The organism is Mycoplasma sp. 1232 (genome assembly GCF_034863345.1).
In the GTDB taxonomy this organism is placed as follows: Bacteria; Bacillota_I; Bacilli_A; order Mycoplasmatales; family Metamycoplasmataceae; genus Mycoplasmopsis.
The window spans coordinates 11,634-34,153 of the sequence record NZ_JAYFFB010000001.1; the positions used below are offsets into that span (position 1 = coordinate 11,634).

General features: G+C 29.4%; 4 protein-coding genes. All 4 read right to left on the bottom strand.

The features are described from left to right. Positions 1-6: 6 nt before the first annotated feature. A complete protein-coding gene (locus VBM88_RS00010) occupies positions 7-9,648 on the bottom strand; it encodes a hypothetical protein (RefSeq protein WP_323680122.1) in 9,642 nt (3,213 codons plus the stop codon). A gap of 329 nt (positions 9,649-9,977) precedes the next feature. After that, positions 9,978-19,790, bottom strand: a complete 9,813-nt coding sequence (locus VBM88_RS00015) for a hypothetical protein (protein WP_323680123.1) — start codon at positions 19,788-19,790, stop codon at positions 9,978-9,980. Positions 19,791-20,651: 861 nt separating this feature from the next. After that, on the bottom strand, positions 20,652-21,095 hold the full coding sequence (locus tag VBM88_RS00020) for a hypothetical protein (protein WP_323680124.1): 444 nt from the start codon (positions 21,093-21,095) through the stop codon (positions 20,652-20,654). After that, the gene (locus tag VBM88_RS00025; protein WP_323680125.1) at positions 21,053-22,450 is read right to left on the bottom strand and encodes a hypothetical protein; all 1,398 of its coding nucleotides are present in this window, start codon (positions 22,448-22,450) and stop codon (positions 21,053-21,055) included. Before VBM88_RS00025 ends, VBM88_RS00020 begins: the two co-directional genes overlap by 43 nt. Positions 22,451-22,520: the final 70 nt, after the last annotated feature.

A 22,520-nucleotide genomic window follows, 5' to 3' on the forward strand; every position in this document is an offset into this window, starting at 1 on the left:
AACTTCTTATTTCTTTCTACCGAATACAAAGATTAACATACCAATTAATCAAGTTGCAACTGAAGCTGCTATAAAGTATAGTCAAACCACCATTGGTGAGTTGTCTTTTAATGCTTTATTAATAGCTGTTGTAAGCACGTTTAATCCTTGAATATCTCCAGCCTTAGAAACTAATTGTTTAATGTTCTTAACGTCTGTTGAGTTAAGTTTATTCTTAGTTTTTGTAGATGTTTCAAAGTAATTGTGTTTAATTACAGCGTTTGCTAAAGTATCGATATTAGCAAGGTCTGAAGCGTCAGCTAATGCTTCAAAATTATTTCTTGATTTGTTTGTTGTGATTGAATCAACTAAATCAAGTAAGTTTTGAGCTTTAGCAATAGCAGCTTCTCCATTTGCATCTGAGAATGCTTTTGAATTAAATTCATTAATTGCTTTAACAACATTTTCCCTATGTTTGTTTGAAGCATCTGTTCCATATGTGCTTTGTAAGTATTGGTTTGTTAAATCATTTAATTCATCTACTTTTTTATCGTAGTTAGCTTTGTTTAAAGCTTTAGCATCTTCAATAGCTTTTTCTAATGATTCAGCATCTGTAGCGTTTTTAATAGCTTCAGAAGCTTTGGATTTTTCTGAATCTGATGAATTTGGTTCATCTGATAAGTATAAAAGTTTAGCAACTTCTTTAAGAGCTTCTTCTTTAGCAGCGTCTAAGCTTGCACTTCCATCAAGAGCAGCAGTTGCATTGTTTAATTTATTTGTTAAATCAACGATATTATCTACTGACTGATTAAAGTTAGTAATATCTTTAATTGCTTCTACATTAGCTTTAGCCGCATCAAAGTTAGCTTTTGGTTGGTCTGAAGCTTCTGTGTAAGCAAGTGTTTTTTGTGCTTTAGAAGCTTTATCTAGAGCTTCTAAAGCATTATTCATTAAAGTAGCATTGTTTACAATGTTATTTACATCTACAATAGCTTCTTTAGCATTAATATCAGCTTTAGCAGTATCTTTTTGCGCTTCTGATAAGTAACTTAACTTATCAATAGCATCAATAGCATCTGCTTGTGCTTTTGTTAAGTTTGAATCTCCATTCAATGCTTTGTGAGCATCTTTAAGAGTTTGCACTTTATATTGTAAGTTTTCTACAGCGTTCTCGAAGTCTTCTTTACTTTCTAATGAATTTAAATTATCTAATGCTGTAGTTAATGCATTTTGTTTGTCTGCATCAGCTTCTTTGAATTGAGCTTTTTCTTTAACTGGAGCAATGTCTTTAATTGTTCCTAGAGCAGCATCAACTGCTTCTGTATTTGAAACAATGTTATTTACATTGTCAATTGTGTTTTGTTTTTCAACTTTAGCTTTAGCAGCATCTTTTTGTGTTTCTGAGATGTTTTGTAATGCATCAATATCTTTATTAGCTTTTTCTTTAGCTTTAGCTAATCTATCTTTACCATCAAGGTTACTAATAGCATTTGCTAATTTGCTTGTTAATAATTCAATGTCTTGTACTTTGTTTTCAAAGTTCATTGTATCTTTGATTGCATTTACAGCGTCTTTAGCTTTATCAAATGCATCTTTAGCAGCATCTGAAGCTTGTGTGTAATCCACTTTATCTAATTTTTCGTTAGCTGATTTAAGTGTAGCTAATGCATTGTTTAATAATTTTGCATTATTAATAATGTCTTGTACTTTTGCAAGTGTGTTCGTGTCTTCAGATTTAATTGAATCTTTAGCGGCATCTTTTTGAGTTTTTGATAAGTTGGTTAATTTATCAATTTCTTTAATTGCTTCAGTTTTAGCTGTAGCTAATTTATGATCTCCATTTAATTTTCCAGTTGCTAATGTCATATCTGATAATAAGTTATCTGCGTTAGCAATTGGTTGCTTTGGATCTGTAAAGCTTGCAATAGCATCTTTGATAGCGTCTTTAGCATTAGCAAATGCAGTTTGTCTATCTTTATCAGCTTCTGTGTAATCAGGAGTTGTTTGTTTTGATTTAGCATCATCTAATGCATCAACTAATTCTTTTAATTTAGCAGCATTATCAAGGATTTGATCAATTAATTGTCTTGAATTTGTTGATTCATCTTCAATAGCAGCTTTAATTAAATCTTTTTTACCTTGAGATAATCCTTCAATTCCATCAACTGTTTTCTTAGCTTCTTCTTTTGCTGTCGCTAAGTTAGCTAAACCATCAAGCAATTCAGATTTAGCATCTAAAGCACTAATAAGTGCATCAGGATCATTACTTAATACTTCAAAGTTTGTTGTGTTCTTGATTGCATCAAGTGCTTCTTTAGCTTTGTTAAAGTTTTCTTTTGGTTCATCTGAAGCTTCTACATAAGCTGGTGTGTTTTGTTTATCAGCAGCTTCATTTGATTTAGCGATAGCTTTATCAACTTTTTGAGCATTTGAAAGCACGTTAGCTACTTGATCTTTAGTTGTAGCGTTTCTGATTGCATCCTTAGCAGCGACTTTTTGATCTGTTGTTAAGTTTACTAAAGCATCAATCTTAGCAATAGCATCATCCTGAGCTTCTTTTAAGTTTCTAGCTCCATCTAAGTTGCTGATTGAATTATTTAAGTTAGATGTTAATGTGTCGATGTTTGCAATAGGTTGTGAGAAGTCTTCAACATCTTTAATTGCATTAACTTTGTCTTTTGCATCATTAAATGCATCTTTAGCAGTTTTTGAAGCATCAATGTATGCTTTTGTTTTTTCAACTTCATTTGCTGCGTTTAATGCTCCTTTAGCAACATTTAACTTTTTAGCATTTTCAAGAGTTGCTTGAACATCGGCAATTGTTTGTTTTTTCTCAACTTCAACTTTAGCAGCTTGTTTTTGTGTATCTGATAAGTTTACTAATCCTTCTATTTCAGCTTTAGCAGCGACTTTTGCAGCATCTAAGTTTCGCTGACCATCGAGTGAATCAATTGCGTTTTTAAGTTCTTCTGTTTTGTTTGTAATTTGATCAATTTGACTTGTTCTAAAGTCCATAATTGATTCAACACCTGGTAATTTATCAAACGCTGTTTGAGCAGCTTGTTTTTTATCTGAATCAGCTTCTGTAAATTGTGGTTTTGATTTAACATCATTAAATCTTTGAACTTGTTCGATAGCAACATCAACGTTTGTTGCGTTTGTTGCAATGTCTTTTGCTTCTTGAACTGTTATAGCAGCATTTACTAATTGTTTTGCTTTATCTTTTTGAGTTTCTGATAAGTGTTGTAATCCTTCGATTTTAGCTTTAGCAGCGACTTTTGCGTCATCTAAGTTTTGTTGACCATCAAGTGAGTTGATTGCGTTTTTAAGAGCTTCTGTTTTCTCTGCGATGTCAGCAATAGGACTTGTTGTAAAGTCTGTTACTGTTTCAACATCTGATAAGTTATCAAACGCTGTTTGAGCAGCTTGTTTTTTATCTGTAGGTGTTGTTGATGCTTCTGTGAATTGTGGTTTTGATTTAACGTCATTAAATCTTTGAATTTGTTCGATAGCAGCATTGACATTTGTTGCGTTTGTAGCAATGTCTTTTGCTTCTTGAACTGTTGTAGCAGCATTTACTAATTGTTTTGCTTTATCTTTTTGAGTTTTTGATAAGTATTGTAAGTTTTCAATTTCTCTAAGAGCAGCATCTTGAGCATCTTTTAATTTGTTTGCTCCAGATAAACCATCTTTTGCGTTATTTAAATTATTAATTAATTCTTGTTTATTATCAACTTGTTGTGTTCCATCTGATTTTGCAGCAATAGCATTTTCAATCGCTTTTTTAGCGTCATTGAATTGTTGTTGCTCCTCAGGTGTTGATTGTGTGTATTTTGGAGAATTAATAATTTCTTTAGCTTCTTCAAGTTTTTGTGCTAATTCTTTTAAGTCATTAGCATTATTTTTAATGCTTTCTACAACTTGTGAATTTGCAGCTTTTTGAATTTGATCTTTAATTTTGTTTTTGATTTGTTCATCTAATGGAGATAACTTATCAATTTGAGCTTTAGCAGCATCTTTTTTACTTTGAAGTTCTGTTTCTCCATTAAGAGCATTTTTAGCATTAGTTAAGTTTGTTAATTTAGTTTTTAACTGTTCGTCTGCATTTTGGAAGTCAACTTTTTGTTTTAAGTCAGTAACTTTATCAAGCGCATTGTCAAATGCAGTTTGTAAACTTCCTTTTGCTTCTGTATATTTAACTTGTTGTTTAACTTTAGCATCTTCTTTAGCTTGTGCTAAAGCAGAATCAATATCTTGAGCATTTTTAGCAATACCTTTTATTTGTTCTAAATCATTTGAATTTGCAACTAAATTGTTGGCAGCTGTTACTTGAGTTGATGTTATGTTTTGTAAATTATCAATAATAGATTTAGCTTTTGCTCTTTCAGTTCTAAGTCTTTCTTCTCCATCAAGAGCACCTTTAGCATTAGTTAATGCTTGTTTTAAATTATCAATATTTGAAATTGGATTGTTAAAGTCAGTGTGATTGCTATATGCAGCAACTGCTTTTTTAGCATCATCAAATGCTTGTTGATTTGAAGCTTGTGTGTAGTTTGGTGTAGTTTCTGTTGCGACAGCCTCTTTTAAAACACCTAAAGCATCATTTAATTTAGATGCATTGTTTTTAATTGATTCGATTGAGCCAAGATTATCTGCAGCTTGAACAGCGGCTTTAGCAGCTGTTTTTTGAGCATCTGATAAATTAGACATTCCTTCAATAGCGGTTTTAGCTGCTATTTGAGCTGTGGTTAATCTACCTTGACCATTAAGACTTGCAATAGCATTTTCTAAGTTTTTAGCTAATTGAGCATTAACTGGTTGAGTAAAGTCTGTTTGATCTTTAATGTTGTTAACTGCATTTTTAGCATTAATAAATGATTGCTTTTTATCATCTGAAGCTTGTTTATAGTTTGCGGTTTTTTCTGCTTCTAATGCTCTTTTTAATTGAGCTTTAGCAGCGTCAAGATTTTTTACATTTGCTTTAATAGCATCAATTGTTGCAACTACATTTGAACCATTAACAGCATTTCTTGCAGCTGTAATTTGTTCTTCAGTTAAGTGTGATGCAGCATCAATAGCAGCAAGCGCTTCTTGTCTTGCAGTTTGTAATCTTTCATCTCCATTAAGAGCTTCTCTTGTAGTTTTTAATCTTTGTAAATCTGTAGATAAGTTAGGAGTTGGTTGTGTAAACTCTGTTACTGATTTTCAAGATTCTAATTCTCCAACAACTGAATCAAAGTTTCTTTGTGGATCGTCTTCAGATTGTTTGTAATCATCTGTTTGTTTAACAGCTTCATTATTCTTAAGCTGACCAATAGCATTATTTAAATCTCTTACATTTGCTGAAATAGAATCTATTAATGCGAAAGTTTGTGCATTATTAATAGCTTCAATAGCTTTTGTTTTTTGAACCTCTAATAAATGAGGTGTTTGAGCAGCATTATTGATTTTAGCAATAGCAGCTTCTTTAGCTTTTGTTAATCTATCATTTCCGTTAAGAGCAGCTGTTTTAGTATTTAAATCACTTGTTAATGTTTGGATATTTGGTGTTTCATATTCGAAATTATTTTGTGATTTAATTGCATCTACTTTTCCTCTGGCAGTTTCATATGCTTTTTTTATGTCTGTATCTGCTTGTAAATGGTTTGGTGTTTGTCATTGAGCATTTGCAGTTTCTAATGCAGCTAAAGCAGCATTAAGTTTTTCAGCATTAGCTTTAATTGATTGTACTTTAGCAATTGTGTTTGTTGCTTCTTTTTCTACAGTAGCTATTGCAAGATTTCTTTGTGATTGTTCATCTAATTTAGTATATGACTGGATATCTCTGATAGCATTCTCTTTAGCTTTTGCTAAGTTTGTATCCCCATCAAGAGCAGTTGTTTTTCTCTTAAGGTCAATTGCAGCTGCATTAAATTGACTTTGTGTTGTTTTGTTTACAAGTGATTCAAAGTTTGTCTCTGTTTCTAAGTTGTAAGCATTTATTTTACCTAATGATGTATCAAAAGCTGTTTTTAGGTTTGTTGGTGTTGTTGAAGCTTCTGTATATTTAGGTGAATTCTTTGCTGTTTTAGCATCATTAAGAATAGCAAGAGCACTATTGACTAATTTATATGCTGCTACTAAATCTTTAAATTCTTCATTTGTTGATTTTGAACTAATTAATTCTTTTGCTTTAAGTTTTTGCTCTTTTGATAAGTTTGTTAAATTATCAATTTGATCAAAAGCATATTGTTTTTGTGCTTCTAATAATTTATCATTAACACTAGCAATTGTATTTTGTGAATCAATTTCATTTTTAGCAGTTTGTTTTTGTGTTGTAGTTCACGTGTCAGAGCTAAATCCATCAATAGTATTTTTAGCAGCTGTTTTTGCATTATTTAAGTTTGTAGTTCCATCTAGATTTCTAATAGCATTTTGTAAATCAGTAGTTAAGCTATCAATATTTGGAATAGCAGTTTTAAAGTCGCTTGTATCTTTTATAGCATCAACAGCATTTCTTGCTGATTCAAAAGCAACTTTTTTATTTTTTGGTGTTGTTGAGGCTTCTGTATGGTTAGGTTGATTAAGATGATTGTTATTAGCAATTTGTAATTGTTCACGTGCAGCATTTAATTTTCTTGCATTTGAAACAATTTCATCAACTTTAGCGCTTGAGTTTGTATCTGCCTCATTTACTTGACTTTTAGCAAGTTGTGTTTGAGATGGTGATAAGAAAGTCAATTTGCCAATTTCAATTAAAGCGTTTGATTTAGATGTAGATAAATTTGTATTTCCATTTAAATCACGAATAGCACTAGTCATATTTGAAACTAAAGTGCTTAAATCACTAATTGGAGTAGTAAAGTTTGTATTATCTTTTACTCCATTAAGAGCTTCAAATGCATTATCCAAGTTTGATTTATTTGGATTCGGTGTTGCTTCAATATAGTTTGGTTTAGCTTTTTCTGCAAGAGCTTCATCATATTTAGCTCTAGCATTTGATAAACCTTCAACATTTGTTTTCACTGCATTAACTGAATTAATTGTTGTTTGTTGATTAATTTGTTTTTCAGCTTCATCTTTTTGTGTGTCACTTAAATTTAAACCTTTAACTGCAGCAATAGCATTTGTTTTAGCTGTGTTTAAATTTGTAACTCCATTAAGATTATCTGTTGCATTCGATAAATCAGTTAACCTAGTTTGTAAGTTTGGATATGCTGTATCAAAGTCTGTATATGTAGTTAAATCATTTAATGCTGAAATAGCATTATCAAAGTTTGATTTATTTGGAGTCGGTGATGCTTCTGTATATCTTATTTCATTATTTGTTTCAATTGCTTTAGCAGCAGTAAGTTTTGGAACTTCATTATTGACAGATGTTGCATTATTAACAATGGCATCAATTTGATCTTTAGATGATTTTGAGTCAATTAAACGTTTAGCAGCATCTCTTTGAGTATTTGTCAAGTTACTTAATTGATGAATTTTATTTTTAGCATCAAGTTTTTGTGCTTCAAATAATTTATCATTAACGCCAGCAATTGTAGATTGACTTTCAACTTGATTATTAGCATTATTTTTTTCTGTTCCACTCAAGTTTGGAAGTGAATTAATAGTTTGTTGAGCAGCAGCTTTAGCAGCATTCACATTATCAAATCCGTTAAGTGCTTTACGAGTTTTTACTAATGCATCTTTAGCAGATTTAATTGTATTAATAGATTCTGATGAGTAGGTTGAAATATCTTTTAAGTTTTCAGCAACTTTGATCGCTTTATCAAAATTATCTTTTTTATTATCACTCGGTTCTTTTGCACCTGTTGTAGCTTCTGTGTAATTACTATGATTATTATTATCTTGGTTTTCTTTAATATCCTTAGATAGCTCTAATTCTTTTCTTAAATCATTAAGCTCTTCTGCTCAAGTTCGAATAGGAGTAGCATCTGAAATACTTTTTGCATTACTAATTAAATTTCAAGCTTTATCTCTTTGAAGTGTCAATAATTTATTTAGAGGTATTAATGATACAGTAGTTCCATCTTCTTCTCAAGTAGGATTACTTTCAAAAAGGACTTTTCTAGCTTTCTCTTTGAAATTATCGAAGTTTATCTTTCCATTTAATTTCAATCTTGCTTGATTTAAACTTTGATATGCCGCGTTAACTTGAGGTTGTCTTGCACTAGCATTTTCAAATACTTTTTTAGCTTCTGTTAAAGCTGCATTGTAAGCATTTTTTAAATCATTATCTGCATCAAGATATGGATGCTGATTAAAGAAATCGCCTTTCGAACAATTAATTTCTTCTTCAAGTTTTGTTTTATCGGCTTTTTTTCTGTATACAATTTGCACTACTACAGCATCTTCTAGAAATGAATTATTAAGTTTTTTTCTATATACATTCTTATTTGTTGAAACAATATCAAATCCAGGTATTGCAGTAGGATTAAATGAAATAGAGTTCGCTTTCTGCTCATTTGAAAGTCCATTTAAACTAGCAGGAATAATATCATTTATTAAATATTCATTTTTCACTGTATAAGATGCATTACCTGATGTTGGAGTTAATCTTTGCGCAGGAATTTGAACATCTTTAGTGAATGTTTTATATGATCAATCCACTGGAGATGTAATAGTCTTTGTTAATGTTGAATTGGTTGCAGGTATATTTGTAGTGTCATAAATGTCCTCAAACACTTGTTCTACAATAACAGGATATCTTTCAAATTTCTTTGTTTCTTTCTTTCTAACACCATTTAAAAGAACTCTAGAGTACGTACCATCATCTTGCCGTGATCTTTCAGATGTCATAACTCCTGAAAAATAACCTTTTTGTGCCCCTGGAATAGGTGCTGTTTTAAATTTAATCTCATATTTTGAATGATCTCATCCAGCGGTTTGAAATTCATAATCGTAAGTAAAATCTCTAATTGATGTTTTCTTACCATCAATAAATTTACCACCTGGATCATTAATATCGTTTGTATTTCATGTCGAAAATAGAAGATTATCCCTATGATTAGAACTATCGCTTGGTTTATTCTGAAGGTTATATCACTCAACTTTAGCCAGTGAAGATCTAGTTAGTTCATCATTTGTACCATAGTGATGTCAAGAACCACCAAGACCAACTTGTTTTAATTGACTTGAAGATAATTCATGTCCTGGTTGTAACGTAACTGAACTAGTGATTAGTCTATCAGAACCATCTTTTTCGAATCTCTTAATTTCGACAGGTGAACTTAATTGTATGTCTTTAGTAAGAAAGAAAGCAAAATATGCTTTTTGTTCACTATCAATACCTTCTATTTCTACGAAACCAAAAGGTTTAAAATACTGAAGTGTCCAATCAATTGTACCATCTTCATTTACGACTTTATCTATTTGCATAGATTCTCTTACTTTGGACTCAGGAAACTCTTTTATGTGACTCCATGATCAATGTTTATAATAGTATGTTCCATATTCATCACAATCTTCTCATACATAATCTGTCTGACTTGGATGGAATGTTCCTATATTCTCTCTACCTGTTCAATTTTGAATACCCTCATCTCATCTACCTGTTGGTAATAAACTCACTTCACGGGGTTCATTATTTGCAGATGCACTTACTGTTGTAAGTAAAGCAAGTGGAGCTGTAACTCCTGCGCTTAATGGTAAAAGAATTCATTTTTTCTTGTTTTTTAAATTCATAAAATTTCCTTTTTCAACAAATACTTAAAGAAGCTAAAAACATCAATTTTTAAGCTAGAAAAGCACTTATTTTATTCTTTTTTATAAGTCAAATATTCATATTAAATATACTTATATATAGCATAAAAATCATATTTGAGGCAACTTTTTTTTTTTTTTTTACAAAAAATGTAATTTTTTACATATTTTCACCCTTAAAGTTTCACATTTATTAAATTTTTAAGTGATTTTTGTGAAATTTTTTGGTTTTTAAAAAAATACAAAAAAATCAGCACTATTTTATCTAGTACTGATTGATTTTGATTGTTTATTAATTGTTAATTAACTTCTTATTTTTTCTTTCTACCAAATACAAAGATTAACATACCAATTAATCAAGATACAAATGAAGCAGCTACAAAGTATGGTCAGATTAAGATTGGCGATGTTGCTTTTAATTTTTTATCAATAGTTGTTTGTTTAACTACATCTTCATTGTTATAAGAGTTAAGATTATTTAAAATTTCATCTGAATCGGCAATTGCTTTATTAATTGCATCTTGTTTATCTTTAGATAATTTTTCAAATTTCTTAGATTTCGTTAAATCTACTAAATCATTTTTAGCTTTAGCCAATTCTTCAGCATCAACATATAATTGAGCAATTTGATTATGTTTATTATCAAATTCTGTGCTTGTAGCATTATTATCTAAAATGTTATTGATTAATGTTGTTTTGGTTGTGTCATTAAGCACGTCGCTCTCTTTAACTTGTTGAATTAATTTGTCTTTAACTTTAACATTATTTAAGTTATTTACAAAGCTTGAATCTTTAACTAAATCCAGTGTTTCGCTAATTAATTTATCTCTGGTTTCATCAGAAATTTTGTTGTCTTTAGCTTCTTGATGTAATTGATCAATTAAGTCTAATCTAGCTTTTTCATTGGCTAATTTATTAGTAAATTCTTCGCTTGTTTCATCTAATTCTGTAATGTTTTGAGAAATTGAATTTTTTTGTTCTTGTGTCAAGTTTGGATTTTGTCTAATTTGATCAATTGCTTCTTGTTTCTTGTTAATGTTTTTAGCTATTTCATTGTATTTTTCGTCTTTTGGATCGTTAGCTAAAACATCTTCAACTAATTGAGCTTTGTCTTCTTGGCTTAAGTTTGGATCTTCTTGAATTTCTTTCAATTTATTGAATTGATCACGAATTTTGTCAAGAATTACTGGAGCTTTGTCATCGTTTCCTTTGAATGAATTTATTTCATTAATTAAAGCTTCTTTTTGTTCATTTGGTAGATTTGAAGCTTGAATTTCGTCTATTAATTTTTGTTTTTCTTTAACCTTATCAATTTGGTGATTTAATGCTGGTTTAGCTTGTTTATTTTCTAATTCAGCAATTTCATTAGCTAAATTGTTCTTTGTTGTTTCAGGTAAATTATTATCGTTTCTAATTTCTTTAATAGCATCTTGTTTGATTTTTTCATTGTTTAACTCTTCATTAAATTTAGGACTATTAGGCTCGATGTTGGCTATGTTTTCGCTTAATTTAGCCTTATCGTCTTCTGTTAATGAATCGTCATTATTTAATGTTTTATATGCATCTTCTTTAGCTTTGATTTTACCAAGCACATCATCATAGTTTGCTTGTGTTGAATCTGCTTTAACAATGTCATCAATCAAGTCTGCTTTTTGTTCTGGAGTTAAATTGTCATCATTCTTAATTGTTTCAATTAATTTTGTTTTATTAACAATTTTGTCTAAATTATTTAAAAATTCTTCTTTAGTAATTGCTTCATTGTCGTTAGGAGATTCAACATTATTTAATTGGTCAATTAAGGCTGTTTTTTCTTCATCTGTTAAATTAGGATTGCTTTGAATTTTTTCAATTGCTTTATTTCTAAAGTAATCATAGTTAGTTTCTCCATCAAGTGCTTTTTCAGCCGCTATTAAGGCTTTTTGTAAGTCTTGAACTTCTTTCAAGTTTAAGTTATTACCACTAGGAGCAACTAACGCATCAACTTTGCCTTTAACATTATCATAATTTGTTTTTGGCTCTTCTGTTGCTGCTACATATTTATAATTACCTTCTTGGGCTAAATCATTAGCTATTTCTTGAGCTTTAGCTTTAATTTCAGCCATTGCGTTATCAAGAAGTTTAGCATCTTCCCCAACTTGTTTAAGGTCGGCAATTAATTTTTTCTCATTTAATGATTCTTTAAGAGCTGCTTTTTGAGCATCATTTAAATGTTCTAAAGCATCGATATCAGCAATAATTTGTTGTTTTACTTCATCAAATTTCTCATTACCATCTAGAGCTTGTTCAGCAACTTTGATGTTATTAATTAAGTCAGCAACTGCTTCTGGACTTAGTTGAGCACCACCATTTTCTTTGTCAACTAAAAATGTAGCTTCATTTAATAAATCATCATATTTATTGCGAGGATCTTCATCAGCATTTAAGTATTTAGGTGTGTCTTTAACTGGTGCTTGATTTGCTAATTCCTCTTTCAATAAGCCCATTTGGTCATTTAAATTAGTTGCATTAGCAACAATTTCGTCAATTTCTTCTGGTGATGTTGCATTATCGATTTGAGTAGTTAAACCTGCTTTTTGTAAATTATTAATGTGTTCTAATTCTTCTAATTTAGCTAAAGCTTCTTCTCTACGTTTTTTAATGTTTTGTTCACCATTTAAGGCAGCAATTGCATCATGAACTGCTTGGTTTTGGTTTTTAATTCTATCTAAATCAACAATATTATTAGTATCTGAATTTGGCTGATTTAATTTAGCTAATAATTCTTTAGCTGCATCAATGGCTTCGTCATAATTCCCTTTTACATCATGTTCTGAACCTGTGTAATGAATTGAGTCTTTAATACCACTTTCACCATCAATATTGTCTTTAAGCATTTTGGTTAAATCGTTAATTTGCTTGTTCTTAGCATCAACTGTATTAACATCGGCAATTGATGTTTGAGCATTGATTTGATTAATTAAAGCTGTTTTTTGAGCATCTGTTAAATCAGTGTAAGTTGGATTATCACCATTGATTTTAGCAATCGCTTCATTTTTAGCTCTTTGTAATCTTTCTTCACCGTTTAAATCGTTGATTGCTTTATTTAATTTTTTGATTGCTTCATTAACTTGGTCTAATGATAAATTAGCACCATCAACTTTATTTAAAGCATTGTCACGATTAGTAATTTGATTGTTGTATTCGGCTTGTCTATCTTCGAATGCTTCTTTATATTTGATGCTATCTTTATCAACAGAGGCAATTTCGCTATATGTTTTCATTGCGTCATCTAATGATTTAGCATCTTTTTCAAATTCATTAAGTTCAGCTAATGGAGTTTTATAAACTTTGTCAATTAAAGCCGCTTTTTGAGCATCGTTTAAATATTGCTTGTCATTAATAGCTTTAATTAAAGCTTTTTTGGCCTCATCATCAGCTTTGGCTTGGGTTAAGATGTCATTAATATTTTTGTCATATTTTTCACCGTCTGCAGTGTTTAATTCAGCCTCTTTAACGGTATCTTTATAAGCTTGTTTTTCTGCTTGTGTTAAATGTGTTAATTTGTCTATTTCATCATTAATGTTAGTTTTAGTTAAGTTTAATGCTTGGTTTAGATAATCAGCCACTTTCTCAGCACTTAACTCTTTGTCATCGGCATTAATTAAATTGATTAATGCTTGCTTGTTGTCAGGAGTTAAGTTATCAAAATTGTTTAATTTATCTTTAAGATCGCTTCTAATACCATCTAATAGGCCTTTAGCTTGATTTGCTTCATTTACTTTGGCGTCTAAATTAGTAGCTTCACTGTTAAGATCGTCAGCGCTTACAGAAGTTAAGTCTTTGTTGCTTAATTCATCTAAAGCATTTTGAAGATTTTTAAGTGCTGTATCATAAGCGTCTTTATTTTCTTTATCTAATTTATAAACATCATTGTTTTTGTAATCATTTAATTCGTCTAATTGTTCTTTAACATCGGCAATTTTGGCATCTAATGTTTCTGCTGCTTCTACAATAGTTTCAGCATCTGCTTGAGCGTCGGCGTTAGCAATATTTTCTTTTAATTGTGCTTTTTGATCATCAGTTAAATTGTTTAAAGCATCAATTCTTTCGTTTAATGCATTTTGGTTTTGATCACCATTTAACTCACTATAAGCAGTTTGTAAATTACTTAATACTGTTTCAACAGCACTCAATTCTGAGTTAGCACCATCAGTTTCACTAAGTAATTCTTGAGCTGTTGATAGAGCATTATCATAATCTTGTTTTTTATCAGCATCTGCTAAAGTATAAACAATAGCTGTTTTAGCATCGTTGTTTTGATTATCTTCAACAACTTTATTGGTTAAAGCAGTTAATTCAGCTTTAACAGCATCACTTAATTCTTTCATTTTAGCATTTAATGTGTTCGCTGTTGTGCTACGAGCTTGAATTGCTTCAGTTGAAGTAGCTGATTTTAAATCTGCTTTATAAGCATCTAATTGATTGTTGTTTAAATAAGGGTAATTATTTGTTGCATCTGCAATAGCTTTTTCAATTTCTGCTTTAAGTTGAACTTTAGCTACTTCATCAAGAGTATTAGCGTTTGCTAATTCATCTAATAAAGCTTGTTTTTGTTCTTCAGGAACATTGTTATTAATGTATTGGGTAACTTTTTCTTTTTCAACTTGTAAAGTTGTTTTAAAGCCTGTTAAAGTAATTGTTCTTGTGTTAGTTGAAACAACTACTGGATTTTGTGGATCATTATTTGAATTCAATATTGCTTTGGTTGAAGCAATTTTGAATTTTATATCTAATGTACCATTATCATTGTTTGGAGATAATTCAATGCTGTTTAAATAACCTTCAACATTTAAGTCTGCCGGGTTGTTAAACGCTTTAATAGCTTCTTTAGCAACTTCACTTGCCAATTGATTTCTGTTAATTGCGTTAGTATCATTTTCATTAATAGTAAATGGAATGTTTGAATCAGCTAAAATAGCGTCCACTCTTTCTTGTTCAGTTAAAGTGCTTAAGGCATTATTGTTATTTAATGTATAAACTTTGGTTGATTTAACATTTTCAAGATTTTCTTTAGTTGATTGATATTTGTAACTTAAGTCTAATTTACCTGTTAATTCATTTGGATTTGAAATAACTAAATCAACTGGTTTAACATCTGCAGGGATTGTAGAATCGTTAAATTCAATTTCATCAGTTGTAATTTCACTCGCTGTATCTGTAGCTCGATTTGCATCTTTAACTTTAGCTAAAGCAAGAGATAAATCATTTAATCTTGCAACTTCTTCATCATAACGTTGTTGACCGTTTAAAGCATCAATTGCGCTTTTAATTTTTTTGTTTAAAGCATCAATTGTTTCTTTATTCATTAAATCAGAATTATTTTCAGTATTTAAAGCAGCTACTAAATCTTCTGCTTCTTTAATCACTCCACCTTTTTGATTACCATCTTTAGTTGGATTTCCATCATAGGCTTCTCTTAAGGCGTTAGTAGTATAAGTATAATTATTGCCTGCTGTTACAGCATCTTGATCTGCTATGTAATCGTTCAAGGTTTCCATTGAAGAATTTAATGCACTATTAGCTGCATCTTGACTAGTAACACCATCAATTGTTGTTTGTTCATTAATTAAAGCAATTGCTTTTTCTTTTTGTTTATCAGTTAATGATGAATAATCAGAATTAATTTTTCTAATCGCTTCATCTTTAGCTTCTTGTAATTTTTCATCACCATTTAAATTACTAATTGCGTCTTGAATTGCTTTAGTTCTCTTTTTAACTTCTTCTAATGATAAATTAGATCCTTTAGTTTTATCAACATCGGTTTTTTGTTGATTTACTGCGTTATCTAAAGCACTCTTATTATTATTATCTGCTTGAGTATAATCTGTGCCTTCTTTAATTGTTTCAATATTATTAGTTGCATCGTTGTAAGCTTCCATTGCTTCATTTAAATCACTTGCATCTTGTGCAATTTGATCTAATTGATTTAGATTAGCTTGATCAATTTTATTTTTAAGTGCTGTTTTTTGTGCATCATTTAAATATTGATGATTATCAATTGCTTTTTTCTTTGCATCTTTTTGATTTTTTTCATATTCAGCTTGAGTTAAAAAGCCAGTTCTTGTTTGCAATGCTGAAACATCACTATAAATATCATTGTTGTCAAGTGCTTCATCAGTAATTGTTACTAAATCTTCTTTAGTTCTTGTAGTTTTTAATTTATATGTATATGAAACTGAACCATCAGTATCATTTGGTGTAGGAGATGATAAATCAGTTAATTCAACTTGATTAGTAGTTCCATAATTATCTGCTAAAGCAATTGTGTAATCAGTATTTAAAGTTGAATCTGAAGCACGTTTAATAGGGTCTGCAGTGATGTTAAGAATTGTATTTTGATTAGTATCTGTGTCTTGTTTGACTAAATTATTTAATCTAGTAGATTCTGTTTCAAAACCAGTAATTTCTGCAGTTTTTTCATCAGAAATTGCACTTGCATTAACAGTTGACTGTAATTTATATGCAATTTTAATTTTTCCGGTTATATCGTTATAACCAAGATATCTAACACTATCTGCATAAATTTGTGTTTTTGTTGGCAATACTCAAGCAATATCTTCAGTATTATTATCTCTTTTTACAACAGATGAAGCTTGAATATTTGGTTTTTCACTCGCATCTTTATAATCTGGAGTAGCATTTAATTTATTAACTCTATTTTCTTCATTAGCAAAACCAGTAATATCATAGGTTTTATCTTGAGTATAAACATTAGTTTTATCACTTGATTTTACTACTCTATAAGTAACAGTTAAAGTTCCTGTGTCATTATTACCGCTAATAGAAATAACTTCAGTTTCTAAACCACCGGCATCAGGAGAAATGCTTAGTTGAGAAACTAATTTTTTGTCAGCAGTTGTAGGTTCAATATTTTTATTTGGATAATCAAAAGTAGCAGTATAGTCTTTAATTCTGCCTCTTTCATTATTAATATCAGTTCATTTTTCTACAATTGCTTTAATATTTTTGTCTGAACCTATTAAAATTTTGTCAGTAAATGGTTGATTTGCATCATAATTGTCTTTGTAAAGAGTGGCATTTTCTATTTCTTGTTTAACTTTATTTTGTTCTGTTTCTATTAATTCATTTAATGCTGAAATTTGAGTTTTAGCTGTTGTTTTTGCAGTCACAAAAGCACTAGCCATTTGTCCGTTTATTTTTTTAATAAATTCACTATTTACACTAAGTGTGACTGTATTTTCATTATAAGAAAAAATATTGAATGTACTCAAAGCACTTTTTAAATCATTTTTAGCAGTTGTTTTTTGATTTGCATCTAAATAGTTAAAATTATCTATTTCGGTATTAAATTCATTAATTGCACCATCAAGACCTTTTGCTTTTTCTATTCATTGTTTAGCAAAAATGTCATTATTATCATTATAAAACTTAGTAAGAATATCAGTTGATTCAAAAATATTTTGAATAGTTTTATCAGAAGCATTTTTTAAGTTTTTATCAAATGCATCAAGAGCTTTTAAATCAATCTGACTTTTAGAACTTGCAAATTCAAAAGAACCTAAATTATTAAAGTCATTTTCTGATTGTTTATAAATTTCAATTTGTGACTTAACTGAATTTTTGTCTTTATTTAATTTATTAACTTTACTAATTAACTCAATAATTGCTTTAATTTGCTCGTTTGTAGCATCTAAATTAGCAAATGGATTTAGTTGGCTTTTTAAACTAAGGTTTTTAACTTGAGCTTTAATTGTATTGATAATAAGGTTTTTAGCTTTATTGTAATTTCCACTATAAGTTGAAGAATTTTGTTCAGTAATTGGATAATCTGCTAATTTTGCAAAATATTTTTCAATTTCAGTTTTACCACTATTTATTACAGCAGTTAAATAATTATTAAGTGCATTGTAGACTGAATCCATTGAAGTTTTTAAATTATTATATGATGCACCACTTGGAGTAGAAATTGAATATTCTGTAGAAGTAGTTCTATCGATTGCACCAGTTTCGGTATTGTATTCAGTTGAACGGAAATTAATTTTGTTAATGTTTCTACTTATTATTGAATCTAAAGAATCTTTAGATGATTTTGTAGCTAAAGCATAAATGATTTTGTTAGTTATATTTTCATTGTAAGTTGAATCATAAACATCATTACTAAGAGGGAAATCACGAATTTCTTTATATTTTTTTTCAATTGTTTCTTGTTGTTTATCAAGAGTATCAATTTTCTCTTTTCATTTAGTTAAAATAGTACTATCTGAATATTGCTTACTTGCTTCAAATCCTGATTCATTATCTAATACCATTTTTAAATAATCTTTTTGACCTTTGTTTAATCATTGTTTATTATCAACATATTTCTTAGCTAATTCAAGATCAGTATATGTATAAGTAATTGGATTGAATTCAATTCCATCACTATCAAATCTACTTGATGGTAATGGGCTAGCGGTTAATGAACTGCCGTTTTTAACTTTTCATTTTTTAGCATCTCTACTATTAATTGTACTTGTTAAACGTAAAGAATTTCTACTATTTACTGCTTTTGTATCTTGATAAACACTTTTGGTACTAATTGTTTTTTTGTTTCTATTAATTCCATCTTTATTAATCTCATAATTAATATTTGAATTTCCATTTTCAGCAATTCTTAAAGTCGTTTCCGGAAATGCATCACTCTTAGGATCATAAAGATCAGAACCAAGTTCTGAATCAACAAGTTCTAAAGTATAGAATTTTTTACGTTGAGATTCAGATCTATCAGCTATTTTTCAAAATCCAGAAACAATTCTTTGATTATCGTCATCATCTTTTTGACGATATTCAGCTGATCCAAAGAAAGATTTATTGGTTGTTGATGAACCGGTATTACCAAAAAATGTTGTAGTGCTTGCGTTAGCCACATCATTATATGGCTCAAATTCTACTTCTGCTACTGCTCCGGCAACTAAATAATCAAGCTTTTTATCCATTTCTATATTGAAGACAAATAAACCACCTTGATTGTTATATATAATGTCAGCCGGTCTATCATTATTAATAAGATTTTTTTGGAATAAACCAAAATTTACATATGAACCACTGCTATTTGATAACTGAAATCCTCTTGATCTAATATCTGACATATTGGTTGGAGTAGATACTAAAATATCATACATTCCGTTATGCTTATCTGAAGATCTATAATTGTCTCAAGTTCTTTTTTGACTAAGCAAATCAGCACTCAACCCATTTGTATATGATGTTGGAGTGTTTTTGTAATAAGGCAAGTATGCATAATTAGTTAATCATGCTTCTAAAGTATCTCCAGCTTGAGAAGCACGAAGAGGATCTTTATTTACTCTTTGTACTTTTCCAATTCAAGGTGAAATATCATAATCAGATAAGTTAGCATTTTTTTCTTCTTTTAATTTGATAGTATAAGTTTTTTGTTGTAAAACATTTGAATTATTTCTATCATCAACTTTAATATACAAGTGAATTTTAATATCACTTGCTATTTTCATATCATTTGAAAAATAAAATGCTCCTGTATAGAATGTTGATTGCGCACCTTGAGTTGCAGAACCATGTAATGGTTTATTAACTAAGTTGTAACCTATTTTAAATCTTTTGGTATCAGTACTTGGATTATATCCATTCCCATTTCATCACGGTCCATGATCTACACCTTTGTCTCTAAAACCATCTACTTGTCAAGAATAAAGTGTTCCACTTTCTGTTGCATAATTAGTACCTGTTCAATCGGAAACATTTACGTTGTTTGGAAAACCTGGATTTGAGGCATCAAATAATCTAAATCATGAATCTCCAACTGCTCGATATTGTCAATTAGCATTGGTGTCGTTGAAATTCTGATTACCGTTTGAATTAAAAATATTTATATATCTATATGGTGCATATCTGGCATTATGATTTGAAGTTGGAAGTGAATTATAGTTCTTTCAAAGATTATCCTGTAAATCAATATTAACTTTATCAAAAGTTCAATTAGTGCCTGAAGTAGTTTTACTTGTCACATTGGTTGAGCTTGTAGTCGATGAAAGAGTCAAAACAAGTCCTGCTAATGGTACTGATGCAGGAATAATTAAAAGGCTCCTTTTTAATGCTTTATTTTTCATACATATCTCCTATTCTATATATATATATATATGTATATATGTAATATAAGTGTCAATTGTATCAGAATTACTAAGAGAATTATGAAAAAATTCAAACTTTTTTGAAAATTAAATCAATTTCAGATATGACGTTAATTCTTGTGGAATTTGTTGCCTCTTGTGAAAATTCTAAACAAAATAAATAAACAGACACACTAAAGGTGGATAGAAGGGTTAATTAGACATAATATCATCTCAACGTTGTCGGGGTGTTTTTCAATCTGATTTTGATTGAATACTTTCGTTGATGTATCAAAAATAAACTCATTAATTATTTTGCTAAGATCATCAAAAGTTATCTTGGTTATATAAATTAGTTTTAAACATTCAGATTCTAAAATCGAAAATAAATATTCTGCTTCTATGTTGTATGGCGAGTTGCTAACTCTCTCCATTGAAACAATGCCATTATTTTTAGATATTGTTTGCAAATAATCTTTAGTTAAATATTGGAAACAATGGTCTAAATGTGCTATTCATTGTTTGTTTAATTTTATTTTGACATGTATTTCATAACTAAATCTAAATCATTTATTTTGGACAAATTGTAATTTACAATAAATTTAGTTTTGTGGTCAATGTGAATTGACAAAAAACAAAATTGTTTTTAAAATTATTTTTTGACATTAGACCCTTTTTAAAATCATCATAATCTGAAAAAAGTTCAAGTCATTCATGCTGATTAAGTTGTCTCATATATTCTCCTATACAAAAAACACGAAATATGGATTGTCCATATTTCGTGTCCCAGTTTAAATACAGTTTTGTCCATATTTTGTGTTCTGGTTTAAATAATTTTGTCTTTTTTATATGTTTTTTAGGTTAATTAAGATTGGTTTTTGCAAGAAAAGTATCCATATCAATTCATTCATTTTTCGGGTAGAAAGCACCAGTGTCAACAAAGTATTTATAAACTTGATCCATTTTAGATATGTTAGCTTGATAACCTTTTTTGTGGTCAGTATAATAAGTATCACGAGATAAAATGTTAAAGGTATTTGCTAATGGGAAGTTTTGTATATTGACAAAGCTTTTCATTTTTTCTAAATCTCAACCGAATGTTTGTTTTAGGAATGTCATTGTGGTTAAAAGCACTGTTGTTGTACCTTGTAAGCCATATAATTGAGTTCTTGAATTATTATTTCGATCAAATAATACTGATGTGCCCTTTTCAATGTTATGATAATCAATTGCCAACATATTTTCTCAAGCAATTGTAGGATTTAATGTAATTGTATTAGCATATTCTTTTTCGCCAACGAGCAATTTAATGTATTCAACAGCATCTTGAGCACTATAACTTGGATGCAATTTAAAGAAGTAATTATATTGATCTGCAGGATATAACACTTTAATTTTGGCGAAATAAGCCTTGACTTCATTGTAAGCATTTTCATTTTGATTCAATCTTCAGCCTTTGTCATTTTTTTAAATAATGAAGAACCCATAAAGATTAAATTCTTTTTGTTTGGAGAATAATTGTTTTTGCCTTCAACAATAAGATCTAAAAAGCTCTTGCTATAAATTTGATTTAAGCGTTCGAAGTCACCTTGATAATCAATGTTTTCGGCAAATTGCATGTAATCCTTATACATAAATGGATTAATTGGATATGACTTAATGTTTAATTTGGCTCAAGCTTTACCTGCGTTTTCCAATCTTTGATTAAAAGCATTAATGTATGTGTTTTCTAAGTTGTAAATTTTAACTTTCTCTTGTAAAGTAAAGAAATAACGACAATCAATAGGCATTTTAATATATTCATCTGCTTGTAAATCATTTCAGTGTTTAAGCAATTCTGCTTGAGTGTATGATTTACCTGCTTTTAGAGCAAAATTTAAATAATAATTCTCAATAAAATCATAGGGTTGAGAATTACCATCACTCAAAATAACTATTTTATTGGCATGTTTAAAAATTCAATCTCTTACAACAACGCGATCTTCATCCGATAAAGCTATTAAAGATACATCAGGTATATAAAAATCAAATTTATCAATTCCAGCTTCTAGATATGGTTGTAAATAAGTTGTTAATTCTTCTAAAGTTGTTGGTGTTACTGAATAAGCTTTATCTTTTTGATTGTTAGTTGCATATTTCAAGTTGTCTAAAACCAATAATTTTCCATCTTTAACATTCATTTCGCCTGTTTCTGTATTTAGTACAGGTGTAAATTTGTTTAATAAATACTTAAAATTAAACCTTTGACTTTCTGAATTTTCATTAGTTTTGTCAATGTCCCAAACATCTTGATCAATTAAATAAACAACATCGTTGTAAGGTTGTTTTTCATTGTTGGCCGCGTTTAAATGACCAACAATTTGCATAAATGATGATAAAAATACTTGTGATGCGTTTCTAGAAAGAACAACCGTTGGATATGAATTATCTGCCGAGTCTTTTAAATCAGCATAAAAATCTCTAAAATCAGCTCCTGGGGCAACTTCTGGATTTAATAATTTAATTTTTGATGAACTATTTTGTAATTCAGTTAAATTTTTTGAATTTGTGTTATTTGTTCAAGGATCTTTTGTTTTTTTCGCACATGAAGCTAGCAATGCTGTAGGAATAACCGATAATGGGGCAATTGCACAAAATAGTTTTCTTTTAAATTTTTTCATAGGCAAATTATAATGTTTTTATTTTTAATCGTTAAAATAAGCGTTTTTTAATTAATTAACAACAATTAAT